Genomic DNA, 22,728 nt, shown 5'->3' with positions numbered 1-22,728 from the left:
GCCTCGTCGTGCCCGGCCGTGATCCGGGGCCGTTGTCAGACCCCCGTGCCACCATCGGATCCATGGACAAGATGCGGCAGGTGCGCCTCGCCAAGGACGCCATGGACCGGGACTGGGCCGATCCGGACCTGGACCTGCGCGCCGTGGCCGCCCACGCCGGGTACTCGCGGTATCACTTCATCCGCGCCTTCAAGGAGGCGTACGGCGAGACCCCCGGGCAGTACCTCACGCACCGCCGCATAGAGCGCGCCGAGGACCTGCTGCGCACCGCCAACCTGTCGGTGACGGAGATCTGCCACCTGGTCGGCTTCAGCAGCGTCGGCACGTTCTCGGCCCGGTTCAAGGCGTGGACCGGCCTGACGCCCAGCGAGTACCGGACGAAGCACGTGGGCCGCGGAGCGGCACTCATACCGGGCTGCTACGCCATGCTGTGGGCCGGCGGCTTCCGACCGGCACCCGGCGCCGCCACCGGCTCCGGCACGGGGCAACAGCGCAATTCCGGAGAAGCGGGCTGACACCCCCGCTGCCTACGGTGGCAGGGCAAGCACCGACCGGCCGCCGACCAGCAGGAGCGCACCATGATCAAGGGTCTCGCCATCTCGACCGTCTGGGTCCTCGACCAGGACCGGGCCAAGGAGTTCTACACGGAGAAACTGGGCCTGGAGGTCCGTACGGACATGACCATGGGTGAGGGCGGCATGCGCTGGCTCACCGTCGGCTCGCCGCAGCAGCCCGACGTGGAGCTCACGCTGATGGTGCCCGGCGGGCCCGCGATGGACCCCGAGTCCGCCGAGATGCTCCGGAAGCTGGTGACGAAGGGCGCGCTCGGCGCCGGCGTGCTGACCACCGACGACATCCACGGCGACTACAAGAAGCTCAAGGACCGGGGCGTGGAGTTCCTCCAGGAGCCGCAGGAGCGCCCGTACGGCACGGAGGCGCTGTTCCGTGACGACTCCGGCAACTGGTTCTCCTTCACGCAGCCCCGGGAGGGCGGACTCGACCTCGACCAGGACTGGACCTGCTGATCGGGAAGGTCTGTTGGGCCCGACGGTCTACGACCCCGGCAGCATCGGATAGCTCCCCGTGTTCGTCGGCGCGTGCTCCGGCAGCCACAGCACCGCCACCGCGCCCTCGGCCGGTACGCCCTCCGGCGCGCCCGGCGTGCGCACGTTCCGGAAAGTCAGCCGGGCGCCCAGCACCCGGGCCTGTCCGGCGGCGATGGTCAGGCCGAGGCCGTGGCCGTGCCCGGCCCGGTCCTTGCTGCCGGTGCGGAAGCGGCTCGGTCCCTCGGCGAGCAGGTCCTCGGGGAAGCCCGGGCCGTGGTCGCGGACGCGGATGACCCGGCCCTCGACGGTGACCTCGATGGGCGGCTTGCCGTGCCGGGCCGCGTTGGCGAGCAGGTTGAACAGCACCCGCTCCAGGCGCCGCGGGTCGGTGGTGACCTCCGACTCGTGCACGATCCGCACCTCGACGTCCGGGTCCTTGGCCGCCACCCGCCGGGCGACGAACTCGCCCAGCATGATGTCCTGCAGCTCCGCCCGCTCCGAGGCCCCGTCCAGCCGGGCCACCTCCAGCACGTCCTCGACGAGCGTGCGCATCGCCTTCGCCCGGTCCAGCACCAGTTCGGTCGGGCGGCCCGGCGGCAGCAGTTCGGCGGCGGTCAGCAGGCCGGTCACCGGCGTGCGCAGCTCGTGCGCGATGTCGGCGGTGACCCGCCGCTCGGCCTCGATCCGCTGCCGCAGCGTGTCCGCCATGGCGTCCACCGCGCTCGCCAGGTCGTCGGTCTCGTCCCGGACGACCCCGCCCATGGCGTCCCGCACGCGCACGTCCGTCTCGCCGCCCGCGAGCTGGCTCGCCGCGACGGCCGCCTTGCGCAGCCGCCGCGAGAGGTGCCCGCCGATGAGCACGCCGAGCGCGCTGCCGCCCAGGACGACCGCGATGGAGCCGATGATCAGGGCCTGGTCGAGGTCCTGGAGGATGTCCGAGCTGCGGTCGGTGAAGCCCGAGTGCAGCGACATCACATGCCCGTTCTTCAGCGGCACGGCGGCCCATATGTCAGGCACGTCACCGGGCCGGTCCGCCACGTACGTCGCCCGCTGGCCCGCCTCCACCCGCTCCCGCAGCGCCGCCGGCAGGTTCGGGTCGTCGATCTTGGTGTTGGGGAAGTTCATCCGCCCCGACAGCTCGAAGTTGCGCTGGGCGATCATGATGCGCTCGTCGGCGAGGTCGCGTGCGTTGTCCAGCATCGACACCCGCGCGGCGTTGTGCACGACCAGGCTCAGCGCGACCGCCACCAGCGCCCCGACCAGCGCGATGGCCGCGCTCAGCTTCCATCTGAGCCCCGTGCGGATGCCCGCGCGCTCCAAGCCCGTGGCGACCAGGCGCCGGAAGTGCCCCCTCATAACCCCTGCTCAGGCCTTCAACTTGTAGCCGAAGCCGCGGACCGTCTCGATGCGGTCCTGGCCGATCTTCTGCCGCAGCCGCTGCACGTGCACGTCGACGACGCGGGTGTCCCCGCCCCAGCCGTAGTCCCACACCCGCTCCAGCAGCTTGTCGCGGGAGAGCACCGTGCCCGGCGCCGTGGAGAACTCCAGCAGCAGCCGCATCTCGGTCGGCGTCAGTGCCACCGGCTGCCCGGCCCTGCGGACCTCCATGCCCTCGGTGTCGACCTCCAGGTCCCCGAAGGTCAGCGCCCCGCCGCTCGCCGGGGAGGCCGGTTCCTCGGACTTGCCGCCGCCCGCGTGCCCGAAGCGGCGCAGCACCGCGCGGATCCGGGCGACCAGGACGGCACCGTCGAACGGCTTGGTCACGTAGTCGTCGGCACCCGCCTCCAGGCCCAGCACGACGTCGATGGAGTCGGCCCGCGCCGACAGCATGATGACCGGCACGGTCGACTCGTCCCGGATACGGCGGCACAGGCTGACCCCGTCGAGGCCGGGCACCATCACGTCCAGCAGCGCGATGTCGGGGCGGTCCGCCCGGAACGCCTCCAGGCCCGACAGCCCGTCGGGCATGGCGGTGACCACGAAGCCGTCCCGTTCCAGGGCGAGCTGCGTGGCCTCACGGATGACGTCGTCGTCCTCGACGAACAGGACGTGGGTCTGGTCTGCCATCCCGGTGCTCTCAGTCCTCGTGTGGTTCGTGGGGTGGTGGTGTCGCGTTCTCTCTGGGGGACGCGCGATCCGTGCGATGCGTTCACCAGGGGATCGGTCCCAGTGGCCCGATCGGTTCACGCGTCCTCCGCCCACGTCAGCTCGCGGGCTCCGGCGAGGGGGTGTCGCCGCCCACCTTCCCGTAGTCGTTGTGCGTGCGGTACTCCTCGTCGAACCGGCCGGAGGTCCATCTGTACGTGATCACGTTCTCCCCGGAGGGGCTCGACACCGGGTCGCCCTTCTCGTACACCTGCTTGGTCACGACCAGGTCGCCGCGGTCGATCTCCGCGTAGACGGGGGTCTCCTCCGCCTTGAACACATTCTTGTACGAGCCGTCCTGCTCGCGGTACACGTAACTGCCCACACCCACAGCGTCACCGCAGGTCAGCACGTTGACGACGACGTCGTCATCCGATCCGCCGGTCAGGTTGCCGTAGGACACGTCGACGGGGTACTCGTCGGCGACGCACGGCTTCAGCTCGCGCTTCACCTCGGGGGAGACCTTCGGGTCGTCCTTGACGAGCCGGACGGCGTCGACCGTGTCGGGCGTCTTCGACGGTGCTGCGGACGGTGTGGCGGCAGCGGCGCCCGCCACCGAGTCGGAGTGCGCCGGACCCTCGTCACGGGCGCCGGTGCCGCCCGCGCCGCACGCGGACACGGAAAGGGCGAGGGCGGCGAGCACGGCCAGGGCCGTACTCACCGCCTGGATGCTGCCCGGGGTCCGTGCAGACCCCTCGCCGGTCAGGCCGCGCACCGCTCCCGCTCCTCACGCTCCAGCGCGCGTGCGTCCAGATCGCGGGACTCCAGCTCCTCGCGGAGCCGGGCGAGCGCCCGGTGCAGCGTGCTCTTGACCGTTCCGGCCGACATGCCGAGGGCGGCGGCCGTCTCCTCCGTGGACATCTGCTCCCAGTGTCGCAGTACGACGACACTGCGCTGTTTCGGGGCGAGCACCTTCAGCACGTCCATCAGCAGGGCGCGGTCCGCGTGCTGCTCGGTGGAGTCGTCGACCGAGGCGTCCGGGAGCTGCTCGGTCGGCACCTCCTCCAGCTTGCGGGCCCGCCACCACTCCGTCCGCGTGTTGATCATCACCCGGCGCAGGTAGGCGTCCGCCAGCCGCTTGTCCTCGATGGTCTCCCAGCGGCCGTACGTCCGGACCAGCGCGGTCTGGAGCAGGTCCTGCGCGTCCGTCGGGTCCGGGACCAGGCGGCGGGCACTGCGCAGCAGCGCGTCCTGCCGCGTGCGGACGTACTCCTCGAACTCGAGCACCTCGCCCTGCGCCATGGTGAACCGCCTCCCGTTTCCCCGTTACGGCCGGCTTCCCGCCGTCCGTGCACTGCCTGTGTTCCTTGGTCGTCCCGTGTCTTCCGGGAACGGAACTGAAGGTACGGAGGCGTTGTCACGGCACTGTCCGAAGCAGCCTTCGGCTAGCACTCGGCTGTCCGTCGGTTGTGTAACGGACGTCGGAACGGGGTAAAGCGGTGGGCGTGTTGGGGTGGATCAAGGGTGATTTGTCCACCCCGCGATCGCTGTGACGGGCGACCCGCGTCTGTGACCTGCCTGTACGTCAGGCCAGCGGCAGCCGGTACAGCCCGCCCGCCAGCGGCTCCACCAGACCGTCGGCGACGAGGCCGTCCAGAGCACGGGCCCGCTGCACCGGCTCGTGCCACACCCGGTCCAGCGCGGACTGCGGAACCGGGCCGTGGGCCTCCCGCAGCACGGCGAGCAGCCGCCCGCGCACCTGGCGGTCGGTTCCCGCGTACGTCTGACCGCGGCGCGGCGGCCCGTCGTGCTCCGGCTTGCCCGCCAGCCGCCACGCGCACTGCGCGGCGATCGGGCAGCGGTGGCACGACTCGCTCTTCGCCGTGCACACCAGCGCGCCCAGCTCCATGGAGGCGGCGGCCCAGCGGGCGGCGGTCGGCTCGTCCTCGGGCAGCAGCGCACGGGCGAGTCTGCGCTCGGCGGCGGTGGTGGCGTTCGGCGGGTACTGCACGCCGGTGACCGCGCGGGCGAAGACCCGGCGCACGTTCGTGTCCAGCACCGCGTGCCGCTGCCCGTAGGCGAACGAGGCGACGGCGGCGGCCGTGTACTCGCCGATGCCCGGCAGCGCCAGCAGCTGGGCGTGGTCGGCCGGCACGTCACCGCCGTGCCGTTCCGTTATCGCGACGGCGGCGCCGTGCAGCCTGAGGGCGCGGCGCGGATAGCCGAGCCGGCCCCAGGCGCGGACCGCCTCACCCGGCGCCTCCTTGGCCAGGTCGGCGGGGCGCGGCCAGCGGTCCAGCCACTGCTCGTAGACGGGCAGGACGCGGTTCACCGGCGTCTGCTGGAGCATGAACTCACTGACCATCACACCCCACGCCCCGGCCTCGGGGCGCCGCCACGGCAGGTCACGGGCGTTCTCGTCGAACCAGTCGATGACGGGGGCGTGGAGGTGCTCGCCGGTGGGCGGGCCGGACGCGGGGTCGGCGGGGCTGGTGTGCGGGGGCTTCGTGGGAGCAGTCATGGCCATTCGATCCTGCCACGCGGGAGCCGCGATCCGGGCACACCACCACTCAAGAGGGCCAGGCGTACCTGACGATCGGCAGCAGCGCCACCGTGCCGCCCGCCTATAGCGTCGGGCGAATGGAACGTCCTCGTCCCACCGGGGCACCGGGTCGCGCCCTGCTCTGGGCGGCCCTCGCCCTGCCCGCACTCACGGCGGACCGGCTCGGACTGAACGAGCCGCGTCCGGCCTGGCAGCAGGCGGCCGGTGTGGCGGTGCTGGCCGTCGCCGTGGCCCTGTCCCGGCGGCTGCCGCTCGCGGCCTTCGGGCTGGCTGCCGCCCTGAGCCTCGCCGCCGCCCCCGCCCTGTTCACCGTCTCCTACGGCCCCGCCCTCGGCGTGTTCGCGCTGCTGCTCGGGCTGCGGGCGGGCCGGGCGCGTCCCGCGGTGCTGTGCTTCGCGGCGGTCGGCTGCGCCGGCACGGTCCGGATCGTGCTCGTCGGCGTCGACCCGGCCCCGGAGTGGTTCGTCATGACGGGCACGCTGCTCTTCGGCTGTGTCTTCCCCTGGCTCGGCGGTCGCTACTGGCGGCAGAGCCGGGAGCTGGCCGAGGCAGGGTGGCTGCGCGCCGCCCGGCTGGAGGACGAGGCCCGCTTCGCCGAGGAACGCGCCCGGCTGCGCGAACGGGCCCGGATCGCCCAGGACATGCACGACTCCCTCGGCCACGAGCTGAGCCTCATCGCGCTGCGCGCAGGCGCCCTCCAGGTCGCCCCCGGCCTCGCCGACGAGCACCGGGCCGCCGCAGCGGACCTGCGCGCGGCCGCCGCCGACGCCACGGACCGGCTGCACCACATCATCGGCGTCCTGCGCGAGGACGACGACGAGCCCGTGCCGCTGGCCCCGGCGGGCGAGACCCTGGAGCAACTCGTCACCCGCGCCGCGGAATCGGGCCTGCCCGTGCGCTGGCAGCCCGCCGGGCAGGGCGGCCCTGCCGCGGAGCCCGGCGGGGTCGCCGAACGGCTGCTGCACCGCGTGGTCCGGGAGGCACTGACCAACGCGGCACGGCACGCACCGGGCGCTCCCGTGACCGTGGCGGTGACGGGGCGGGCCGCGGGGGCGGGGGCGGGGCGGGGCGGGGGAGCGTCGGTCACCATCACCAACGGCCCGCCCGCCCAGGAGAGTTCCCTCCCCACCGGCGGCGGTACGGGCCTGCTCGGGCTGCGGGCCGCGGTGACCGCCGTCGGCGGCACGTTCGAGGCCGGACCGCACGAGGACGGGTTCCGGGTATCGGCGTACATCCCCGATGCCCCCGAGCAGCAGCCCACCGTCGGACCCCCGGGCCCCGCGCGCTTCCGGCACGCCCGCCGCCGTGTCGCCCTCGGCTTCGGCACCGCCGCCGGCGTGGGCGTCGTGCTGGTCGGCGTGTCGTTCGGCTGGTACGCCTACGCGGAGAAGCACTCGGTGCTCGAACCCGCCGCGTACACGAAACTGCGCCTGGGCACCCCGGCGGCCGAGGTCGAGCACGTGCTGCCCGAGCGCGACGTGAACGACCCGCCCGACGACCGGGCCCCCGCCCCACCCGAGGGAGCCGACTGCCGCTACTACCGGGCGAGCGGCGAACTGTTCGTCTCCGTTGCCCACTTCAGACTGTGCTTCGACGCCGGTCGGCTGGTCGCCAAGGACGTGGTCCCGCGTGTCGGTCTGTCCGGCGAAGGCCGGGAAGAATACGAGGAGTTCGCAAGGTGATCCGCGTCCTGCTGGCCGACGACGAGGCCATGGTCCGGGCCGGGGTATGCGCCATCCTGGGAAGCAGCGGCGTGACGGAGGTCGTCGCCGAGGCGGGCGACGGCCGCGAGGCGGTCGAGCTGGCCCGCGCCCACCGCCCGGACGTGGCCCTGCTCGACATCCGCATGCCGCGCCTGGACGGCCTCACGGCGGCGGAGGAGATCGTACGGACCGTGCCCGGCACGGCCGTCGCGATGCTCACCACCTTCTCCGAGGGCGCCTACGTGACCCGCGCCCTCGGCGGCGGCGCCACCGGCTTCCTGCTGAAGTCCGGTGACCCGTACGAACTGATCGCGGGTGTACGGGCGGTGGCGGCCGGGGCCGCGTTCCTGTCGCCCAAGGTGGCCCGGTACGTCATCGACCAGGGCCTCGGCGGCGGCCGGCTCACCCGCGAGGCACAGGCACGCGCGCGCGTGGCCGTGCTGAGCCCCCGCGAACGTGAGGTGCTCGGCCTGGTCGGCGCCGGCCTGTCCAACCCGGAGATCGCCGCCCGGCTGCACCTCGTCGAGGGCACGGTGAAGGCGTACGTGAGCGCGGTCCTGGACCGGCTGGGCGTGCGCAACCGCGTGCAGGCGGCGATCGTGGCCTACGAGGCGGGGCTCGTGGAGTCGTGACGACTCGGGTCGGCTCAGTGGTGGGGGCGCGTACCGGCTCGGCGACGCGCATGCGGGCCGCCTCAGCGCCGCGCGTGCGAGCCGTACGACGTGACGGGCGCCGCGCCCGGCCCGGTGAACCACCGCACGGCCGGCGCCGACGAGGTGCGCATCGCCTCGGCCAGCCGCGTCGCCGGGCCCCTGCCCAGCCGTACGGCGACGAGGGCGACGAGCGTGCCGAGCAGCAGCCCCGCGAGGACGTCGTGCGGATAGTGCACGCCGACGAAGACCCGGGAGAAGGCCATGAGCAGGGCGAGCGGGGCCGTCAGCCACAGGAGCGCGCGCCGGACCAGCGCGAGGGCGACCGCCGCCGCGCCCGCGATCGTGGCGTGGTTGGACGGGAAGGACCAGTCGCCGTGCGGCGGGCACGCCGCGAGGGACGCGGCCGCACCGGCGACCGCCCGGCACGGACGCTCCTCCGTGACCGCGGACTTGAGCACCTCGCTGCACACGTACGCCACAGCCGTGGCCAGAGGCGCGAGGGCCGCGATCGCGAACGCGTGGGGAGTGTCGCGGCGGGCTCGCCACCAGGCGGTGGCGAACAGCGCGGCGAAGACGAGCAGTCCGGCCTCCGTCCATATGCCGGCCCCGTGCTGTACCCACATCGGGGTGTCATGGGCGAAGTCGGTGATGTCGCGGTAGAGCGCGCTGTCCTCGGAGTTCATGGTCACGGACGGTAGGCGGCAGACCGATACCGTCACACCCAGCGATCGTCGCGTGCCGTACCTGTCGAAAGACAGGGGTGGGGCGGTTGTTTCCGGGATGATGATCCGGAAAAGTTGTGGCTCCGAGCGGCGGGTGGGACAGGCGAACGCGCCGATCTCTCGTAAGGTTTGCGCCGTGGGATCTCTGCGCAATCCGGTCGGGCCGCTTCCCTCCTCCATCTACTGGCGTCGGAGGGTCGTACTGGTGTCCGTGGTCGCCCTGTTGGCGCTGCTGATCACCTGGATCGTGACCATGGGCGGCGGGGGCGGCAAGGACAGCGACAACGGCGCCAACGGCAAGAATCCCGCGCCTTCCATCACGCCCGGCCCGTCGAGTTCGGGTCCGGCCATCAGCCAAGCACCGGGCGGACGCGACGAGTCGGGCGACGAGGGCTCCGGCGGCTCGTCGTCCGGGTCCGGGGGCGGTTCCGGCGACGGCTCGGGGGACGGCTCCGGGGACGGTTCCGCTTCGGGCCCGGGCTCCGGCAGCGGTTCCGGCTCGGGCGGCTCCGGAGGGGCGGACGGTGCCGGTGGCTCCGGGGGCGGTACCACGGTGGGCGGTGTCGGCGTGGGCGACACGCTGCCGGCCGGTTCCACGCTGCCCAACTGCACCGCCAGCGTGGTCAAGTTCAGTCTGCGCAGCCGGCACAACACCTACGACCCCGAGCAGACGCCCACGTTCCTGCTGACCGCGCGGAACATCTCCGGCACCGACTGCAAGATCGATCTCGGGCCGAAGAACGCGGTGTTCACGATCACCCCGGCGAGCTCCGACGACGAGTACTGGTCCTCCAAGGACTGCCCGAAGGCCGCCGCGCACCAGCTGTACCGGGTGCCCGCCGGCAGCGGCATCACCTACACCGTGAACTGGAACCGCAGGCCGAGCGCCCCCGAGTGCGCCACACCTCCGGCGGGCTCGGCCGGGCCGGGCACCTACCTGGTGGAAGCCAAGGCTCCGGGCTTCGCGAAGGTGCAGACGTCGTTCGTGCTGTCGGCCGACTAGCACCGGCGGCTCGGACAGCCGAGGGCGGCGGTACCCCTTGCCGGGCACCGCCCTCAGCCGTTCCGGCCCCAGCCGTTCCGGCCGTTCCAGCTGTTCCGGCCGGTGCAGTTCGAGCGCTAGACGTACCGCTCCAGGATCGACGACTCCGCCAGCCGCGACAGCCCCTCCCGGACGCTGCGCGCGCGGGCCTCGCCGACGCCGTCCACCGTCTGGAGGTCGTCGACGCTCGCGGCGAGCAGCTTCTGGAGGCCGCCGAAGTGCTCGACCAGGCGGTCGATGATCGCGCCGGGCAGCCGGGGCACCTTGGCGAGCAGGCGGAAGCCGCGCGGCGACACCGCCGAGTCCAGCGTCTCGGGCGAGCCGGTGTAGCCCAAGGCCCGGGCCACCGTGGGCAGTTCGAGAAGCTCGGCGTGGGTGAGGGCGTCCAGCTCGGCCAGCGCCTCGTCGACCGTGCGGGAGCGCTTGGCGGTGGGCTCGGGCACGTAGTCCCGGACGACCAGCTCGCGCTCGGGTTCCACGCCGGCGATCAGCTCGTCGAGCTGGAGGGCGAGCAGCCGGCCGTCCGTACCCAGCTCCACCACGTACTCGGCGATCTCCGTGGCGATGCGGCGCACCATCTCCAGGCGCTGGGCGACCGCGGAGACGTCCCGCACGGTCACCAGGTCCTCGATCTCCAGCGCCGACAGCGTGCCCGCGACCTCGTCGAGGCGGAGCTTGTAGCGCTCCAGGGTCGCCAGGGCCTGGTTGGCGCGGGACAGGATCGCCGCCGAGTCCTCCAGGACGCGGCGCTGGCCGTCCACGTACAGCGCGATCAGCCGCATCGACTGGGAGACCGAGACGACCGGGAAGCCGACCTGCTTGCTGACGCGGTCCGCGGTGCGGTGCCGGGTGCCCGTCTCCTCCGTGGGGATCGTCGGGTCGGGGACCAGCTGCACGCCCGCGCGGAGGATCTTCGACAGGTCGGAGGACAGCACGATGCCGCCGTCCAGCTTGCACAGCTCACGCAGACGGGTCGCGGTGAACTCGACGTCCAGCACGAAACCGCCGGTGCAGAGCGCTTCCACCGTCTTGTCGGAGCCGAGGACGATGAGTCCGCCGGTGTTGCCGCGGAGCACCCGCTCCAGGCCGTCACGCAGGGCGGTGCCGGGTGCCACGGCGCTCAGCGAGGCGCGCATCAGGCCATCGGTACCGGCACTCCCGCCGGACTTTCCGGGAGCTGATGCCCGGTCGTTGGCTGCCACTGCACTCCTCCGGTCGCAGGTTCTGGGCGCCCCCGTGTCGCGCGCTCGGTTCGCACGGACGGGCGAGACCAGGGCAAAGTCTACCGGCGACCCTCCTCGTCCCGGGGGGCCTCTCTGCGACGGGACCGGGGGAGGACCCGCAGGGCGTCCCCTATGTCCGCTACTTCCAGGACCTTCATACCCGAGGGGATCTTGCCCGGGTCGCCCGGTACGAGGGCGTGGGTGAAGCCCAGACGGTGGGCTTCGGCCAGCCTGCGCTGCACGCCCGTGACCCGTCTCACCTCGCCCGCGAGGCCGACCTCCCCGATCGCGACGAGGTTCTTGGGGAGAGGTGTGTCACTCGCCGCGCTGGCCAGGGCGAGGGCGACGGCCAGGTCCGCGGCGGGCTCCGAGAGCTTCACACCGCCGACCGTCGCGGAGTAGATGTCCCTTTTGCCCAAGGCGCTGATCCGGCCCCGCTGTTCCAGCACCGCGAGCATCATCGAGACGCGGGAGGTCTCCAGGCCCGAGGTGGTCCGGCGCGGGGAGGGGATCTGCGAGTCGACCGTGAGCGCCTGGACCTCGGCGACCAGTGGGCGGCGGCCCTCCAGGGTGACGGTCAGGCAGGTGCCCGGGACGGGCTCGGCCCGACGGGTCAGGAAGAGTCCGCTCGGGTCGGCCAGGCCCGTGATGCCCTCGTCGTGCAGCTCGAAGCAGCCGACCTCGTCGGTGGTGCCGTAGCGATTCTTGACGCCTCGGACGAGCCGGAGGCGGGCGTGCCGGTCGCCCTCGAAGCTCAGGACGACGTCCACGAGGTGCTCCAGGAGGCGCGGGCCCGCGATGGCGCCGTCCTTGGTGACATGGCCCACGAGCAGCGTGGACATGCCGCGTTCCTTGGAGGCCCGGATCAGGGCCCCCGCGACCTCCCGCACCTGGGCCATGCCGCCGGGCGCGCCGTCGATCTCCGGTGAGGCCACCGTCTGCACCGAGTCCAGGATCAGCAGCGACGGCTTCACCGCGTCCAAGTGGCCCAGCACCGCCGCCAGATCCGTCTCCGCGGCCAGGTAGAGGTGGTCGTCGATGGCGCCGATGCGGTCGGCGCGCAGCCGGACCTGGCTCGCCGACTCCTCGCCCGTGACGTACAGCGTGCGGTGCTCGTCGCTCGCCGACTTGGCCGCCACGTCGAGCAGCAGCGTCGACTTGCCGACACCCGGCTCGCCCGCGACCAGCACCACCGCGCCGGGGACGAGTCCGCCGCCGAGCACACGGTCCAGCTCGGGCACGCCGGTGGAGCGGGCCGTCGCCCGGCGGCCGTCCACCTGGCCGATGGGCACGGCGGAGGTGGTGACCCGCCCCGGCGTCGTCGTACGCACCGCGGGCGCGCCGTACTCCTCGACCGTCCCCCAGGCCTGGCACTCGGGGCAGCGGCCGAGCCACTTCGCCGTCTGCCAGCCGCATTCCGTGCAGCGGTAGGACGGACGGTCCTTGGTGGTCTTCGTACGGGCAGCCATGGACGAAACCGTAGCCGCCGGCACTGACAACGCGGCGACCGACCGGGGCCGCCACCTGTGCGCCAGGGCCCCGCCACCCCGCGCCAGCGCCGGAACCACTGGTTCCTGTCCCCGATTGAGGGATCGTTTCACCCGTACGGATTAAATGTGCTCAAGCCGCAGGAAGGTGTCACTCCCGGCCCCCTACGGTCGCCGAATGATGAGCAGTACTCCGGAGATCTCGACCCGCTCCACCCGCACGGCCGGCCCGCACCGGGCGCACCGGGAGGCGCGTGACGGCGGGGCGGCGCACACGTTGGCGCAGCGGCCGCCCGCGCGCTACGAGCCCTACCTGGACGGCCTGTTCACCTACTGCCTGTCCGTGCTGTGCGACCACGACGCCGCGACCGCCGCCCTGGGCGACGCCCTCGCCCTCGCCGAGCGCCGCGCCCGGCACGCCCCCGACGCCCCCGCCGACCGCAGGGCGTGGCTGTACGCGCTGGCCCGCTGGGCGTGCCTGCGCAAGCTGGCCGAGGCCAAGCAGAAACGTCAGAGCAGCCATGCCGCGGGCCGCCCGCAGCGCGCCGACCGGTCGTCCGGCCCGGCCGTGTCCGAGGAGGTCCAGGAGCAGCGGCGGCGCGAACTGGCCCTGCTGGCCTGGCCGGAGGCCGCCGGCACCACCCCGGAGCAGCGCGAGGCGCTCGAACTGGCCGTGCGCCACCACCTCGCCGCCCACGAGGTCGCCGCCGTCCTGGGCATGGACCTGGCGGCCGCCCGCGATCTGCTGGCCTCCGCCGCCTGCGAGGTGGAACGCACGCGTGCGGCCCTCGCCGTCGTCGATACCGGGGCGTGTCCGAGCGTCGCGCACCTCGTCGGCGACGACCGGCCCGTGCTCGGCACGGCCCTGCGCCGCGAACTCGTCCGGCACGTCGACGACTGCCCGCGCTGCCGCCGCACCGCCGAGCGCGCCATCCCCGGCCGCTGGCCCGGCACCAGCGTCACCCCGGCCGAACTGCCCGTCCTGCCGGCCCCGCGCGCGGCCCTGCACGTCGCCATGGCCCACCAGCCACGCGTGCGTGGCGCCGGACCCCGCTTCGACCGGCGCGGCTTCCCGATGGACCCCAAGGACCGTGCCGCCCGAAGGGACCGCCTCCGCGCGCGTGCCGTCACCACGACCGTCGTCGCCACCGTCGTGGCCGCCCCCGTGCTCGCCCTGTGGGCCGCCTACCGGGGCACCCCCGTCGGCGAGGGCCAGGACGGCCGCTCCGCCTCGGCGCGCGAAGCGGACGACCCGTTCGGCCTGGACGGCGAGATGGCCGGCGGCGGCTACGAGAACACCGGCAACGCGAGCACCAGACCCGGCCCCCGCTTCGGCAAGGACGGCAAGGCCGACGTCTCCGTGGAGGTCCTCGGCGTCGCCGGCGCCGGCCGTAAGAGCACCCTGGACGTCACGGCGGACAACAGCGGCGACACCACCCTCGTCACCCTGACCGCCACGGGCCCGGCCCCGGTCCGCTGGTCCGCGTCCACCGGAGCGGACTGGCTCTACCTGAGCCAGTCGTCGGGAACCCTCCGGCCCGGCGAGTCGTTGACGATCAAGGTGTACGTCGACCATCTGCGAGAGCCCTCCGGCCCCTGGCACGCGCAGGTGGCGGTCGCCCCGGTGGGCGCCGTCGTCCACATCGAGGGCTACGGCACCGCGCCCGGCCCCTCCGACCCCGGCCCGCGCCCGGACCCCCGCCCCAGCGGTCCGAGCGACCCGCCTGCGACCCAGCCCGACCCGGCGCCCACGACCTCGGCACCACCGGACCCGGAGCCGACCACCCCGCCCCCGTCACCCGACCCGGACCCCACGCCCACGGAGCCGGGCCCGACGGACCCCACGGACCCGACGCCCCCGCCCTCGGACAGCGGCGACCCGAGCCCGTCCACGTCCTAGGTGTGTGTTCGGGGACGTCAGTCGACCGGATCGGCAGGGTGCGGCGCCAGCAACGGCAGCTGCGAGGCCAGCCGCTCCTCGCACAGCTCGGCCAGCCGGTCGTAGCCGGCCTTGCCCATCAGCTCGATCAGCTCCGGCCGGTAGGAGACGTACACCGGCTCGCCCGCGCCGTGCGCCGAGGTCGCCGAGGTGCACCACCAGTGCAGGTCGTGACCGCCCGGCCCCCAGCCGCGGCGGTCGTACTCACCGATCGACACCTGGAGCACCCGCGTGTCGTCGGGCCGGTCGATCCACTCGTAGGTCCGCCGCACCGGCAGCTGCCAGCACACGTCCGGCTTGGTCTCCAGCGGCTCGCGACCCTCCTTCAGGGCGAGGATGTGCAGCGAGCAGCCCGCGCCGCCCGGGAAGCCGGGCCGGTTCTGGAAGATGCACGAGCCCTGGAAGGGGCGCGTCTGCCGGTCGCCGTCCTCGTCCTCCGAGATCCAGCCGTTCCGCGTGCCCTCGGCGTGGTGCTGCCAGATGTCCGGGGTGAGCCTCGCCACATGCTCGGCCACCCGCTTCTCGTCGTCCTCGTCGGAGAAGTGGGCACCCAGCGTGCAGCACCCGTCGTCCGCGCGGCCGGCCTGGATGCCCTGGCAGCCGCTGCCGAAGATGCAGTTCCAGCGAGAGGTCAGCCATGTCAGATCGCAGCGGAAGACCTGCTCGTCGTCCGCCGGATCAGGAAACTCCACCCACGCGCGGGCGAAGTCGAGGCCCTTCTCGTCGGGGCCCTTCTCGTCGGGCCGCGGGACGCCCGATGATTTGTCGCGCTTCGCCTTTTTCGTCTTTGGCACGACTCCAGGGTACGGGCCTTGTGCCCACACCGAGGACGGCGGACGGCACAGCTGGCAGTAGCGTTCCGTACATGAGACTCGGTGTCCTCGACGTGGGATCGAACACGGTGCATCTGCTCGTGGTGGACGCGCATCCCGGCGCGTGCCCGTTGCCCGCGCACTCGCACAAGGCGGAACTGCGACTCGCCCAGCTCCTGGACGACGACGGCGCGATCGGCCCCCAGGGCGTCGACCGGCTGATATCGGTCGTCCACGAGGCGCTCCAAGCCGCCGAGGACAAGGGCGTCGAGGACCTCCTGCCGTTCGCCACCTCCGCCGTCCGCGAGGCCCGCAACGCCGACGACGTCCTCGCGCGCGTGCGCACCGAGACCGGCGTCGAGCTCCAGGTCCTCACCGGCGAGGAGGAGGCCCGCCTCACCTTCCTCGCCGCCCGCCGCTGGTTCGGCTGGTCGGCCGGCAAACTTCTGGTCCTGGACATCGGCGGCGGCTCCCTGGAGATCGCCTACGGCATCGACGAGGAGCCCGACGCGGCCGCGTCCCTGCCGCTGGGCGCCGGCCGCCTCACCGCCGGCTGGCTGCCCGGCGACCCGCCCGCCCCGGACGACGTCCGGGCCCTGCGCCGCCACGTCCGGACCGAGGTCGCCCGCACGGTCGGCGAGTTCAGCCGCTTCGGACCGCCCGACCGCGTCGTCGCCACGTCCAAGACCTTCAAGCAGCTCGCCCGAATCGCCGGAGCCGCCCGCTCCGCCGAGGGCCTGTACGTCCAGCGGGAACTCAAGCGGGAGTCCCTGGAGGGCTGGGTCCCGAGGCTGGCCGGCATGACGGAGGCGGAACGGGCCGAGCTCCCGGGCGTCTCGGAGGGCAGGGCGGGCCAGCTGCTGGCGGGCGCCCTGGTGGCCGAGGCCGCGATGGACCTCTTCGGCGTGGAGCGCCTGGAGATCTGCCCGTGGGCGCTCAGGGAGGGCGTGATCCTCCGTCGCCTGGATCACATGGAGTCGGTGTGAGCCCCTCAGGGAGGGCGCGGAGCCGCACTCTCCTATGGCAAACACCACAACGGCGAATAGGCACCCCGCTCCACCCCGACCACACCCCGTAATCTGTCCTGCATGGCAGAGCCAGCCGTAAGGATCCCGGACGCGAAGGTCGCCCTCTCGACGGCCTCGGTCTACCCGGAGTCGACGGCCACGGCCTTCGAGATCGCCGCGCGCCTCGGCTACGACGGAGTCGAGGTCATGGTCTGGACCGACCCGGTCAGCCAGGACATCGAGGCCTTGCGCAGACTCAGCGACTACCACCAGATCCCGGTCCTGGCCGTCCACGCCCCCTGCCTGCTCATCACGCAGCGCGTCTGGTCCACGGACCCCTGGACCAAGCTCCAGCGGGCCCGCGCGGCGGCCGAGAAGCTCGACGCGAGCACGGTCGTCGTCCACCCCCCGTTCCGCTGGCAGCGCCAGTACGCCAGGGACTTCGTCGCCGGCATCTGGCGCATGGCGAACGAGACGGATGTGCGGTTCGCCGTCGAGAACATGTACCCCTGGCGCTACCGCGACCGCGAGATGCTGGCGTACGCCCCCGACTGGGACGTGACGAAGGACGACTACCGCCACTTCACGATCGACCTCAGCCACACCGCGACGGCCCGCACCGACGCGCTGGACATGGTCGACCGCATGGGCGACCGGCTGGGCCACGTCCACCTCGCCGACGGCAGGGGCTCGGCCAAGGACGAGCACCTGGTGCCCGGCCGCGGCACCCAGCCCTGCGCCGAGGTGCTGGAGCGGCTCGCCCGCACGGGCTTCGACGGGCACGTCGTGATCGAGGTCAACACCCGCCGCGCCATGTCCAGCGCGGAGCGCGAGGCCGACCTGGCGGAGGCACTGGCCTTCACGCGCCTGCACCTGGCCTCGGCGGTGAGGGTGCCGAGGCGATGAGCGACCTGCCCCCGGCCGGCACCCACACCGGCCCCGGCAGAGGGCCGACCGCCCGCCGCCGCGGCCGCCCCCCACGCACGGAGTCCGCGGACACCCGGGACAGCATCCTGACCGCCGCCCGCGAGGAGTTCTCCGAGCGCGGCTACGAGAAGACGTCCGTACGCGGCATCGCCAAGGCTGCCGGAGTCGACTCGGCGCTCGTGCACCACTACTTCGGAACGAAGGAGCAGGTCTTCGAGGCGGCGATCACCCAGTCCTTCGGCCCCGCCCTCGATGCGCCGAAGGCCATCGAGGAGGGCCCGCTCGACGGCGTGGGGGAGCGCCTGGCCCGCTTCTTCTTCGGTGTCTGGGAGAACCCGGCGACCCGCGCGCCCCTGCTCGCCATCGTCCGCTCCGCCGTCACCAACGAGACGGCGGCCGCCGTCTTCCGCCGTATCGTCGCCACCCAGGTGCTGCGCCGCATCGCGGGACGACTGGACCTGCCGGACGCCGAACTGCGGGCCGAGCTCGCCGCCGCCCAGCTCGTGGGCACCGCGATGCTGCGGTACGTCATCAAGGTCGAGCCGCTGGCCTCGGCGGACCCCGAGCAGATCATCGCGCGCCTGGCACCGGTCGTACAGGGCCACCTCACCGGACCCTGAACCGCCGTGAGCCGAGACATGCATCCCGCATTCCGGACACTGCGTCCCGCCCTCTGGATGACCGGCGTACGCTCGGTAGCAGTCAGAAATCTCCGAATCCTCTGACGCAGTCTCTGAAGGAGCGAGCGACGATGCCCGAGCTGAGGTCCCGCACAGTCACCCACGGCCGCAACATGGCGGGCGCCCGCGCCCTTATGCGCGCCTCCGGTGTACCGGGTGCGGACATCGGCCGCAAGCCGATCATCGCGGTCGCCAACAGCTTCACGGAGTTCGTGCCGGGCCACACCCACCTCCAGCCGGTCGGCCGGATCGTCAGCGAGGCGATCGTCGAGGCCGGCGGCATCCCGCGCGAGTTCAACACGATCGCCGTCGACGACGGCATCGCCATGGGCCACGGCGGCATGCTCTACAGCCTCCCCTCCCGCGACCTGATCGCGGACAGCGTGGAGTACATGGTCGAGGCCCACTGCGCCGACGCCCTGATCTGCATCTCCAACTGCGACAAGATCACGCCGGGCATGCTCAACGCGGCCCTGCGCCTGAACATCCCGACGGTCTTCGTCTCCGGCGGCCCGATGGAGTCCGGCCGGGCCACGCTCGTCGACGGCACGGTCCGCACGCTCGACCTGGTCGACGCGATCTCCGACGCCGTGAACGACAAGATCTCGGACGAGGACATCCTCCGTATCGAGGAGAACGCCTGTCCGACCTGCGGTTCCTGTTCCGGCATGTTCACCGCCAACTCGATGAACTGCCTCACCGAGGCCATCGGCCTCTCCCTCCCCGGCAACGGCTCGGTCCTGGCCACCCACACCGCGCGCAAGCAGCTCTACGTCGACGCGGCCAACACGGTCATGGACATCACCCGCCGCTACTACGAGCAGGACGACGAGACGGTCCTGCCGCGCAACGTCGCCACCTTCGCGGCCTTCGAGAACGCGATGGCCCTCGACATCGCGATGGGCGGCTCGACCAACACGATCCTGCACCTGCTGGCCGCGGCCCAGGAGGCGGGCGTCCCCTTCGGCCTGGAGGAGATCGACGCGGTCTCCCGCCGGGTCCCCTGCCTGGCCAAGGTGGCGCCGAACGTGGCCAAGGACCGCACGTACTACATGGAGGACGTGCACCGCGCCGGCGGCATCCCCGCCCTCCTCGGCGAGCTGCACCGCGCGGGCCTGCTCAACGAGGACGTGCACGCGGTCCACAGCCCGTCCCTGGCCGACTGGCTGAAGACGTGGGACGTGCGCGGCGGCTCCCCGTCCCCCGAGGCGGTCGAGCTGTGGCACGCGGCCCCCGGCTGCGTCCGCTCCGCCGAGGCCTTCTCCCAGTCCGAGCGCTGGGAGGCCCTCGACGAGGACGCCGAGGGCGGCTGCATCCGCTCCGTCGAGCACGCGTACTCCAAGGACGGCGGCCTCGCGGTCCTCAAGGGCAACCTCGCGGTCGACGGCTGCGTGGTGAAGACGGCCGGCGTCGACGAGTCGATCTGGACCTTCGAGGGTCCGGCGGTCGTCTGCGAGTCGCAGGAGGAGGCCGTCGAGAAGATCCTTCTGAAGCAGATCAAGGAGGGCGACGTCGTCGTCATCCGCTACGAGGGCCCCAAGGGCGGCCCCGGCATGCAGGAGATGCTCTACCCGACCTCGTACCTGAAGGGCCGCGGCCTCGGCAAGACCTGCGCCCTGATCACCGACGGCCGCTTCTCCGGCGGGACGTCCGGCCTCTCGATCGGGCACGCCTCGCCCGAGGCGGCCGGCGGCGGCACCATCGCCCTCGTCGAGGACGGCGACCGCATCCGCATCGACATCCCGAACCGCTCCATCGAGCTCCTCGTCGACGACGCCGAGCTGGCCCGCCGCGAGCAGGCGCTGAACGGCGTGTACGCCCCGAAGAACCGCGACCGCAAGGTCTCGGCGGCGCTGCGGGCCTACGCGGCGATGGCGACCAGCGCGGACAAGGGCGCCGTGCGTGACGTGACCCGTCTGGGCTGAGCGTTCCACGCGGAAGGGACGCACCCGGTCTCCCGGGGGCGGCCCTTCCGCATACGCCGGGCCCGCACTACCAACCCGACGGATCACGCCCGCTCACGGCGAAGACGGACCCGTCCGGCGCACCGGCGTAGACACGGTCGCCCACGAGCACGGGCTCGGGAAGCGCGGCCGGAACCCGGTCCGACCGGTCGCCCAGCCGCGGGGACGTCTGTCCGACGAGCTTCCCGCGCCGCGCGTCGACGGCGAGCAGCCGCCCGTCCGGCGCGGTGACGTACACGTACCGGTCGTCGGCGACCGGCGTCGACCCCCGGACGACTCCCGTCTCCAGACTCCACCGCTGCTTGCGCGCCTCCAGATCGACGGCGACCAGCGCCCCACCCGTCGCCATGAGGTGCACGACGTCCCCGTGCACACTCCCCTCCACCTGCTGCAACGGAACAGTCAACGGCACCCGCACGCTCGTCCGGCTCTCCGGGTCGTAGCGGACCACGGCCCGGGCATCCCCGCGCACGGCGTCGACCGCCACGAACACGACCGCCCCGTCCACCACCCCGAGAGGCTGCAACGCCCCCTCCAGCCGCGCCTCCCACCGCACGTCACCCGTGCCCGGGGCCACCGCCGTGACCTTCGTGCCGGACCCGTCGCCGGACACGCTCGCCGCGTACGCCAGCGGATCACCGGGGAACGAGACGAAGTACGGCACGTCCTGCCCCGGAATCCGATGACTCCACTTCACATCGCCCGAGGCGCTCTCCACGCCGCTGACCGTGCCGTCGGCCGCGGTGAGCAGCAGCATGCCGCCGACGGCCCGCAGCCCCCCGTAGGCGGGCAGCTCCTGCCGCCGCTCCACGTCACCCGAGCCGGGATCGAGCATCGTCACCCGCCGCCCCTGGCCCAGCCCGGCCGGCACCAGCCCGCCCGAGACGACCGGCGCCCCGCTCGGCGGCCCGCTCGCGGCGACCCCGTCCAGCGGATGCCGCCACAGCAGCCGCCCGTCGCCAGGATCGAGAGCGAAGACCAGCCCGGTCTGCGCACACACCAACTTCTCCGCCGCGTACGCACACTGAGGTGTGCTCTTCCCGGACAACGGCGGCGCCTCCCACGCCGAGAACGCGGCCGCCCTGGTCCGCGGAGCGGCGACCTCGGGCGCCGGCCCGCCATCCCCCAGCAAGGGAACCGACACGAGAGCACCGACGACGGCCAGCCCGAGGGCCCCGGCACCGAGGGCCGCCCGCCTGCCGAGCCGCAACACGGGTTGACGCGACGGCTTCTCAGCCGCAGGGGCTGCCCCGGCGCCCCCGCCACTCTCCTCCCCAGCCGCTGCCGCCTCCTCCGGAGCCTCGTCCACCCGCTGCGCCGGTATGAACGCCTGCGTGTCGTACGAGGCGGCCACCGACCGCAGCTCCCGCATCAACTCGTCGGGAGAAGGCCGGTCCTCGGGCTCCTTGGCGAGACACCGCAGCACGAGCGGCGCCAGCTCTTCCGGTACACCCGCCAGCTCGGGCTCGTCGTGCACGACCTGGTAGGCGACGACGTACGGACTGTCCGAGTCGAACGGCCCGCGCCCGGTGGCCGCGTGCACCATCACGGACCCGAGGGCGAACACGTCGGCGGCGGGCCCGACTTCCCTGGGCCGCCGGAACTGCTCGGGCGCCATGAAGGGCGGTGTTCCGATCAGCTTCCCGGTCTCAGTCCGCAACTCGCTGTCCTTCGGCCGGGAAATGCCGAAGTCGATGACCTTCGGCCCGTCCTCGGCGAGCAGGACGTTGCTCGGTTTCAGATCCCGGTGCACGACCCCGACCCGGTGGATGTCACGCAGCGCCTCCGCGAGCCCGGCCATCAGCCGACGCAGTTTCGCCGGGGGCAGGGGCCCGTTCCGCTTCACCTCCTGGGCCAGCGTCGGACCCGGAATGAACAGGGTGGCCATCCAGGGCCGTCCGGCCTCGGGATCCGCATCCACGACGGGCGCGGTGAAAGCCCCGCTGACCCGCCGCGCCGCCCCGACCTCCTGCCGGAAACGACCCCTGAATTCGGGGTCCTTGGCGAACTCCGCGTGCACGACCTTCACGGCGACCTTCATCCCGGACGTGCTCCGGGCCAGATGCACGACGCCCATGCCGCCCGAGCCCAGACAGGACTCCAGCCGGTAGTGACCGGCGTACTCAGGAAGTTCCGCTTCCGGGCCCGCTCCGACGTTCCGCTGTGGCGCCATGGGACCACCCCCGTGCTGTTCGTCCGCGCGCGCGACGCACGGAGCCTAGTCGATGACTCGTACGGGACAGAGGCGGCTTGCTAGCCTCCGCTGTCGAGTCACGTACAGGTGTTTGATGGCGTGATTCAGGGGAATCAACGGGACCCCATGGCAGCCATGGGGTGCAACGGGGGAGGTTTTCATGTCAGTCGAGCCTGTCGAAGAGGCCGAGCGCGGCACACAGGAGACCGGCATGCCGCTGGTCACGACACTGGCCGCGGCGGCCACGTACTTCTCGACCGCACCGGGCGTGCGCCTCAACGTCCGCAGCGGTCCCGGCACGGGCTACCCGATCGTCAAGGTCCTGCCCGAGGGCTCCCGGGTCCTGATCCACTGCCAGACACCCGGCACCTGGGTCACGGGCCCGTACGGCACGACGAACATCTGGGACAACATCGCGAGCGGCCAGTACGTCTCGGACGCCTACGTGAACACGGGCAGCGACGGCTACATCCGCCCCCGCTGCGGCTGACCTGCGGCAGCGGGGCCGGGGCTGTCCGGTTGCGCGGTGTTGCCGCTGGGGCCGGGTGGGTCCGCAACCCGGCGGAGCGGGGTGGCGCCCTCAGCGGCACGACTGCCCGCAGCTACGCGTACGCGCACCCGCACTCGCGTACGCACGGAAGGGGACGTGTCAGGGGGTGTCCGCCCGCAGCGGTTGGCGTG

The 22,728-nt window shown here is 72.9% G+C and carries 21 protein-coding genes; 11 read left to right on the top strand and 10 right to left on the bottom strand.

Features of this window, described 5'->3' with window-relative positions; all coding sequences use genetic code 11:
* Positions 1–71: 71 nt before the first annotated feature.
* Positions 72–515, top strand: a complete 444-nt coding sequence (locus tag GTY47_RS20875; RefSeq protein ID WP_040904455.1) for a helix-turn-helix transcriptional regulator — start codon at positions 72–74, stop codon at positions 513–515.
* A 63-nt stretch (positions 516–578) separates the two neighbouring features.
* Positions 579–1,025, top strand: coding sequence for a VOC family protein (locus GTY47_RS20870; protein WP_010048820.1), 447 nt, complete (start codon positions 579–581; stop codon positions 1,023–1,025).
* A 27-nt stretch (positions 1,026–1,052) separates the two neighbouring features.
* Here GTY47_RS20870 and cseC read toward each other — a convergent pair whose 3' ends face one another.
* From cseC to GTY47_RS20845, 5 genes are all read right to left on the bottom strand, one after another.
* Positions 1,053–2,402: a two-component system sensor histidine kinase CseC gene (cseC, locus tag GTY47_RS20865; RefSeq protein ID WP_010048813.1), complete on the bottom strand. Its 1,350-nt coding sequence runs from the start codon at positions 2,400–2,402 to the stop codon at positions 1,053–1,055.
* Between the two features lie 9 nt (positions 2,403–2,411).
* Positions 2,412–3,113, bottom strand: a complete 702-nt coding sequence (gene cseB / locus GTY47_RS20860) for a two-component system response regulator CseB (protein WP_010048812.1) — start codon at positions 3,111–3,113, stop codon at positions 2,412–2,414.
* 136 nt (positions 3,114–3,249) lie between these two features.
* A complete protein-coding gene (locus tag GTY47_RS20855; RefSeq protein WP_010048811.1) occupies positions 3,250–3,906 on the bottom strand; it encodes a hypothetical protein in 657 nt (218 codons plus the stop codon).
* Entirely contained in the window at positions 3,894–4,433 is a 540-nt protein-coding gene (locus GTY47_RS20850) for a SigE family RNA polymerase sigma factor (RefSeq protein WP_010048809.1), read from the bottom strand. Before GTY47_RS20850 ends, GTY47_RS20855 begins: the two co-directional genes overlap by 13 nt.
* A gap of 283 nt (positions 4,434–4,716) precedes the next feature.
* Complete coding sequence (locus tag GTY47_RS20845) at positions 4,717–5,652, bottom strand: A/G-specific adenine glycosylase (protein WP_029181799.1); 936 nt, start codon at positions 5,650–5,652, stop codon at positions 4,717–4,719.
* A 119-nt stretch (positions 5,653–5,771) separates the two neighbouring features.
* On the opposite strand from GTY47_RS20845, the gene GTY47_RS20840 reads away from it, so the two are divergent.
* A complete protein-coding gene (locus GTY47_RS20840) occupies positions 5,772–7,376 on the top strand; it encodes a histidine kinase (RefSeq protein ID WP_010048804.1) in 1,605 nt (534 codons plus the stop codon).
* Complete coding sequence (locus GTY47_RS20835; protein ID WP_010048801.1) at positions 7,373–8,029, top strand: response regulator transcription factor; 657 nt, start codon at positions 7,373–7,375, stop codon at positions 8,027–8,029. The genes GTY47_RS20840 and GTY47_RS20835 overlap by 4 nt, the downstream gene beginning before the upstream one ends.
* A 62-nt stretch (positions 8,030–8,091) precedes the next feature.
* Here GTY47_RS20835 and GTY47_RS20830 read toward each other — a convergent pair whose 3' ends face one another.
* Entirely contained in the window at positions 8,092–8,733 is a 642-nt protein-coding gene (locus tag GTY47_RS20830) for a phosphatase PAP2 family protein (RefSeq protein WP_010048800.1), read from the bottom strand.
* A gap of 175 nt (positions 8,734–8,908) precedes the next feature.
* Here GTY47_RS20830 and GTY47_RS20825 point away from each other — a divergent pair, with 175 nt between their 5' ends.
* Positions 8,909–9,775: a hypothetical protein gene (locus tag GTY47_RS20825; RefSeq protein WP_078603011.1), complete on the top strand. Its 867-nt coding sequence runs from the start codon at positions 8,909–8,911 to the stop codon at positions 9,773–9,775.
* Positions 9,776–9,891: 116 nt separating this feature from the next.
* Here the strand turns inward: GTY47_RS20825 and disA are convergent, their stop codons facing one another.
* Together disA and radA are read right to left on the bottom strand one after the other, a co-directional pair.
* Positions 9,892–11,016 carry a DNA integrity scanning diadenylate cyclase DisA gene (gene disA, locus GTY47_RS20820; RefSeq protein WP_029181796.1) on the bottom strand — a complete coding sequence of 375 codons (1,125 nt, stop codon included), beginning with the start codon at positions 11,014–11,016 and terminating at the stop codon, positions 9,892–9,894.
* Between the two features lie 80 nt (positions 11,017–11,096).
* Complete coding sequence (gene radA, locus GTY47_RS20815; RefSeq protein ID WP_010048796.1) at positions 11,097–12,506, bottom strand: DNA repair protein RadA; 1,410 nt, start codon at positions 12,504–12,506, stop codon at positions 11,097–11,099.
* Between the two features lie 196 nt (positions 12,507–12,702).
* On the opposite strand from radA, the gene GTY47_RS20810 reads away from it, so the two are divergent.
* Positions 12,703–14,424 carry a sigma-70 family RNA polymerase sigma factor gene (locus tag GTY47_RS20810; RefSeq protein WP_010048794.1) on the top strand — a complete coding sequence of 574 codons (1,722 nt, stop codon included), beginning with the start codon at positions 12,703–12,705 and terminating at the stop codon, positions 14,422–14,424.
* A 17-nt stretch (positions 14,425–14,441) separates the two neighbouring features.
* Here GTY47_RS20810 and GTY47_RS20805 read toward each other — a convergent pair whose 3' ends face one another.
* Positions 14,442–15,257, bottom strand: a complete 816-nt coding sequence (locus GTY47_RS20805; RefSeq protein ID WP_010048792.1) for a hypothetical protein — start codon at positions 15,255–15,257, stop codon at positions 14,442–14,444.
* 71 nt (positions 15,258–15,328) lie between these two features.
* On the opposite strand from GTY47_RS20805, the gene GTY47_RS20800 reads away from it, so the two are divergent.
* From GTY47_RS20800 to ilvD, 4 genes are all read left to right on the top strand, one after another.
* The gene (locus GTY47_RS20800) at positions 15,329–16,261 is read left to right on the top strand and encodes a Ppx/GppA phosphatase family protein (protein ID WP_010048790.1); all 933 of its coding nucleotides are present in this window, start codon (positions 15,329–15,331) and stop codon (positions 16,259–16,261) included.
* A gap of 102 nt (positions 16,262–16,363) precedes the next feature.
* A complete protein-coding gene (locus GTY47_RS20795; RefSeq protein WP_010048788.1) occupies positions 16,364–17,188 on the top strand; it encodes a sugar phosphate isomerase/epimerase in 825 nt (274 codons plus the stop codon).
* Positions 17,185–17,829, top strand: a complete 645-nt coding sequence (locus GTY47_RS20790; protein WP_010048786.1) for a TetR family transcriptional regulator — start codon at positions 17,185–17,187, stop codon at positions 17,827–17,829. Before GTY47_RS20795 ends, GTY47_RS20790 begins: the two co-directional genes overlap by 4 nt.
* 131 nt (positions 17,830–17,960) lie before the next feature.
* Complete coding sequence (ilvD, locus tag GTY47_RS20785) at positions 17,961–19,814, top strand: dihydroxy-acid dehydratase (protein WP_010048784.1); 1,854 nt, start codon at positions 17,961–17,963, stop codon at positions 19,812–19,814.
* A 67-nt stretch (positions 19,815–19,881) separates the two neighbouring features.
* Here the strand turns inward: ilvD and GTY47_RS20780 are convergent, their stop codons facing one another.
* Positions 19,882–22,026, bottom strand: a complete 2,145-nt coding sequence (locus GTY47_RS20780; protein WP_010048782.1) for a serine/threonine-protein kinase — start codon at positions 22,024–22,026, stop codon at positions 19,882–19,884.
* A gap of 181 nt (positions 22,027–22,207) precedes the next feature.
* Here GTY47_RS20780 and GTY47_RS20775 point away from each other — a divergent pair, with 181 nt between their 5' ends.
* Complete coding sequence (locus GTY47_RS20775) at positions 22,208–22,537, top strand: SH3 domain-containing protein (RefSeq protein WP_010048780.1); 330 nt, start codon at positions 22,208–22,210, stop codon at positions 22,535–22,537.
* Positions 22,538–22,728 lie beyond the last annotated feature (191 nt).

The organism is Streptomyces sp. SID5464, from assembly GCF_009862985.1.
GTDB classification, from domain to species: Bacteria; Actinomycetota; Actinomycetes; order Streptomycetales; family Streptomycetaceae; genus Streptomyces; species Streptomyces chartreusis_D.
This window is presented reverse-complemented; position numbering and strand designations above follow the sequence as displayed.